We start from the raw sequence: 4,485 nt of genomic DNA, 5'->3' as shown, positions 1-4,485 counted from the left end.
TCGGCCACCATGCGCGCGAGATTCAGCCCCGGCGGCAGCGGTTCCTCGGCGATGGGGGCCAGCGCTTCGCGCAGCGCGCGCCGGTGCCGTGCATGGGCCTCGACCTCGTGGGCCACATCGGCGTGCTGCCGCAAATACGCCCGCACCTGGTCATGGCGTCGCGGGTCGAGCACGCCATCGACGTAGGCATGCAGGTCTTCTTCGAGGATGGGTCGGGCGTCGGGTGGATCGACGTTCATTTGAGTCTCCGCAGGTGAGGGCGCGCCGCAGGCTCGGCATGCGACGGATCGGCCGGTGGCATGGCCTCGACGCCGTCGAGCATGCGATGCAGCCGCTGGCGCGCGCGGGCCAGGCGCGACATGACGGTGCCCACCGGAATACCGAGCGCCGCGGCGGCCTCGGCATAGGACAGGTCCTCGACGGCGACCAGCAACAGCACCGCGCGCTGCTCTTCCGACAGGCCGTCGAGCGCGCGCATCAGCTCGTGGTGCCGCACGCGATGCTCCTGCTGCGCGGGCATGCCCAGCGCCTCTTCATCGATATCGTCGATGGCCAGGTGCAGGCCGCGGCGCGACTGCTGGCGCATGCGCTGCACCGCGAGGTTGTGCAGGATCGCGAAGACCCAGGACCGCGTGTCCTCGGCCTCGCGCCGCTGCGCCCAGCGCGCGATCACGCGCTCGAGGCAGTCCTGTACCAGCTCGTCGGCCGATTCGCGATCCCGCAGCAACGCGCGCGCATAGCGCCGCAAGGCGGGAATCATCGGCTCGACGAGCAGGATCAGGTCGCTCATGGATGCGCGCGGCGCTGGGTCGGGGGAAGGCCCGATGCCATCAGAGGTCCTGGATCTGCACCGGAGCCGCGGGCTTGCCGCCGACCTGCGGCGCGATCACCAGGTAGCGCCGAGTATCGCCCGCGGGGCCGTCCTTCACCTGCTGGCGGATCGGCCCGATGGCATTCACGATGGCGGCGCCCGCCGGGTTGGTCATGAAGCTGGCGAGCGGCTGCAGCGTGCCGCTGCCGTCGGGCTTGTCGGCCAGCGCGAGCACATAGGGCTGCTTCGGCTCCAGGCCCGTGGCCGAGGCCTGCAGCACCTGCAGCAGGCCCTGGTCGAAGAGCGCGACGCTGGTCGGCGCACCAGCCGCGGTTGCTTCCTTGCGCGGTCCGGCCGGCACCAGCGAGAGGTGAGCGACCTGGCCGGCCAGTCCCGGTGGCTGCAGGCCCTGCGTTCCGTTGCCCGCATCGGCCGGCACCGCGTTCGGCACATAGGCAATCGCCTGCGGCGCCTGGCCGATGGGCACGTTCGCGACCACGGTGTTGGTAGCCGTGTCGATCGCGGCCAGCGCATCGGCGTTCTCGAGTCCGACGTAGACGCGCTTGCCGTCGCCCGAGGGCCACACGCCGTGCGGCAGCTTGCCGACGGGAATGGTCGCCACCTGCGAGAAGTCGTCGGTGCGGAACACCTTCACCTGGTTGAGGCCGCCCACGGTCACGTAGGCGAAGCTGCCCTTGGCGGTGGTGGCGAAGTTGACGTGGTTGGTGATCGGCCCGGTGTCGAAGGCCTTGATCGGCGCGAACGGCGGCTTCGCGTCGAACACCATCGTGCGGCCGATGTCCTTGAGCGTGAACCAGACCTGCTTGCCGTTGGGCGTGGCGGCGATGTTGGGGCAGAACGGGCTGTCCTGCTTCACGCGGCCCACGACCTGCTTGCTGGCGGTGTCGATCACCACGGTCTCGGGATTGAACGAGGAGCAGATGTAGCCGTACTTCCCGTCGGGCGAGAAGATCTGCATGCCCGGGCCGTTGGGCGTGGCGATGCGCGTCTTCTCCTCGAAGGTGGCGGCGTCGAGCACGGCCACATGGCTTTCGCCGCGCACCGTGACCCACACCTCCTTGCCGTCGGGCGTGTAGAAGGCCTCGTGCGGCGAGCGGCCCACGTAGGTGGTGTGCTTCACCGCGTTGGTCGCGGTGTCGATGAAGCTCACCGAGTTCGAGCCGATCGACACCACCGCGAGCGTGCGGTGGTCGGGCGAGAAGCCCATGCCGTGCACCAGCACCTGGCCGCGGTACAGCGGGCTGAAGTTGCCGGGCGCGGGATCGCCGAGGCGGATCACGCCGAGCAGCCTGTTGTCCACGGGATCGGTCACCGACACCGTGTTGGAGAACTGTTCGGCCGCATAGACGCGGTCGCGGTGGCTCATCGCGATGTCGGCCTCGGCGACGGCACGCGGCGCCTGCCCGGCCTGCGCGCAAGCGGCCGAGGCCAGCAGCGCCATGGCCGTCAGCCAGCGGGGGAAGAGGGGAGAGGGGCGGTTCTTCATGGTGTTCTCGTGCTCGAAGGGAAGTGAAGGGGACCCGGCGGCGCCTACGGGCGCGCGGGCTGCGTGGGCGCGGGCATGGAGGGCGGCAGCGGCTGGTCGAGCGCCAGGCGCATCGCGGCGATCTCCTGCTGCTGCTCGACGATGATTTCCTGCGCGATGCGGCGCAGCTGCTCGTTGCTGCCGTGGCGCAGCTCGGCCAGCGCCATGTCGATGGCGCCCTGGTGGTGCGCGATCATCATCTCGGCGAAGTCGCGGTCCACTTCGCCGGAGGACTTGATGTCCATGCCGGCCATCATCCGGGCCATGGCTGCGTCGTTCTCGGCGGCGAAGCCTGCCTGCGCGGGGTCGCGCGAAGTGCAGACGTCCATCAGCCGGGCCATCAGGCCGGCATCGCCGCCCATGCCGGACGGCGGCGCATGCCATGCGCCGAAGGCCGCGGCCGCGCAGGCCAGCGCCGCGGCGCCGAGTAACAGGGCGCGAGGGCGCCGCAAGCGAGAGGGAAGCGTCATCAGCATCGAAAGTCCTCGAAAGAGAGGGTTGTTGCGGACGTAGACGCCGCCGCGGACCGCTTATTCCATGCGATGAGACTTTTCTTTTGCGCAGGTTCGCCGGTTCGTTCGCGACGCGCTGTAACCGACGGCGCGATGCGTTCGAACTAGGAACAGGCGCGCCCGCCCGGCTCGCGCCGCACGGCCGCACGCCCATCAACGAAAGGTCCCGTCCCATGAACGATTCCCAGACACCCATCGAGCCCGCCTCCTCCGGTCGCTCCCTGTCGCGCCGTGCCGCGTTGTGGGCCGCCGCCGGGCTAGCCGGCGTGGCGGCTTTCAGGCTGGTGCCGAGCCTGGCCGCCGAAAGTGCCATCGTGATTCCCGCGCCCACGGTCGATGCCGCTGCCCCGACTGCGGCCACCGAAGTCGCGGTCATCGCGGGCGGCTGCTTCTGGGGCGTCCAGGGCGTGTACCAGCATGTGAAGGGCGTCGTCGGCGCGGTGTCCGGCTACGCCGGCGGCGACGAGAAATCCGCGCAGTACGAGATGGTGGGCACCGGAAGAACCGGCCATGCCGAAGCAGTCGCCATCACCTACGACCCCCGGCAGATCAGCTACGGTCGCATCCTGCAGATCTATTTCTCGGTGGCCCACAACCCGACCGAGCTGAACCGGCAGGGCCCCGATCGCGGGCCCCAGTACCGCTCGACCATCTTCGCGCAGAACGCGGAGCAGGCCCGTGTCGCCAAGGCCTACATCGAACAGCTCGGGCAGCTCAAGAGCTTCGGCCAGCCGATCGTCACGACCATCGAGATGCAGAAGCGCTTCTTCCCGGCGGAGGCCTATCACCAGGACTACCTGACGCGCAATCCCTCGCAGCCGTACATCGTCTTCAACGACCTGCCCAAGATCGAGAACCTCAAGAAGGTGTTCCCGGATCGCTATCGCGCCGCGCCGGTGCTGGTGGGCAGTCGCGCGGCCGGCTGACCGGTCCGCGCGGCCGCCCGTGATGGATCTGCCGGTCTACCTGCGCGACATGGACGCGTGAGCCGACGCATCGGCGGGCCGCATCAGCCCGATGGCCTCGCGCGCCAGCGCGTCGATCGAATCGGTCAGCACCACATCGAACTCGCCACGCCGCGCCGCCGGAACGGCCAGCGGCAGCTCGGTGCACCCGAGCACCACGGCGCGCGCGCCTTGCCGCGCGAGCGCGCGAATGCCTTCGGCCGCGGGCGCGAAAGCCGCGTCGGTGCGGTTGGCCTTCACGGCCGCGATCGCGGGCACGCACAGGCGCTGCACCTCCTCGGGCGACGGCTCGATGGTCTCGTAGCCGGCGGCACGCAGGTGGCGCTGGTACAGGCCCATCGCGATGGTCGCGGGCGTGCCGAGGATGCCGACCTTGCCCTCGGTCACGCCCTGGCGGCGCAGATCAGCCACCACGGCCTCGACGATGTGCAGCAGGCGCGTCGGACTGGCGGCCTGCAGTTCGTCGAACCACAGGTGGGCGGTGTTGCAGGGGATGGCGATGCAGTCGGCACCGCCGGCCACCAGCGTGTCGATGCCGCGCAGCATGCCGGGCAGCGGGCTCGGCCCCTGGCCGAGGAAGGCCGACGAGCGGTCGGGAATGGCGGGGTCGTTGCACAGCAGCACGGGGATGTGCTGCTGGTCGTTGTCGGC

General features: G+C 70.1%; 6 protein-coding genes. 1 reads left to right on the top strand and 5 read right to left on the bottom strand.

Annotated elements, in window-relative coordinates; all coding sequences use genetic code 11:
- The 4 genes from AC27VN_RS33885 to AC27VN_RS33870 all read right to left on the bottom strand — a co-directional run.
- Positions 1 to 239 (bottom strand): anti-sigma factor family protein (locus AC27VN_RS33885; protein ID WP_490879413.1); only part of this gene is annotated, 239 nt, incomplete at its 3' end.
- The gene (locus tag AC27VN_RS33880) at positions 236 to 790 is read right to left on the bottom strand and encodes an RNA polymerase sigma factor (protein ID WP_490879412.1); all 555 of its coding nucleotides are present in this window, start codon (positions 788 to 790) and stop codon (positions 236 to 238) included. The genes AC27VN_RS33880 and AC27VN_RS33885, both read right to left, overlap by 4 nt.
- Before the next feature lie 40 nt (positions 791 to 830).
- Positions 831 to 2,318: a YncE family protein gene (locus AC27VN_RS33875; protein ID WP_490879411.1), complete on the bottom strand. Its 1,488-nt coding sequence runs from the start codon at positions 2,316 to 2,318 to the stop codon at positions 831 to 833.
- Positions 2,319 to 2,362: 44 nt separating this feature from the next.
- Entirely contained in the window at positions 2,363 to 2,827 is a 465-nt protein-coding gene (locus AC27VN_RS33870) for a DUF305 domain-containing protein (RefSeq protein WP_490879410.1), read from the bottom strand.
- A gap of 215 nt (positions 2,828 to 3,042) precedes the next feature.
- Here AC27VN_RS33870 and msrA point away from each other — a divergent pair, with 215 nt between their 5' ends.
- The gene (msrA, locus tag AC27VN_RS33865) at positions 3,043 to 3,795 is read left to right on the top strand and encodes a peptide-methionine (S)-S-oxide reductase MsrA (RefSeq protein ID WP_490879409.1); all 753 of its coding nucleotides are present in this window, start codon (positions 3,043 to 3,045) and stop codon (positions 3,793 to 3,795) included.
- Positions 3,796 to 3,831: 36 nt separating this feature from the next.
- Here msrA and cuyB read toward each other — a convergent pair.
- Positions 3,832 to 4,485: cysteate racemase (gene cuyB, locus AC27VN_RS33860; RefSeq protein WP_490879408.1), on the bottom strand; the 654-nt coding region annotated here is incomplete at its 5' end.

This window comes from Variovorax sp. 20P10.2.4, assembly GCF_058244205.1.
This window is presented reverse-complemented; position numbering and strand designations above follow the sequence as displayed.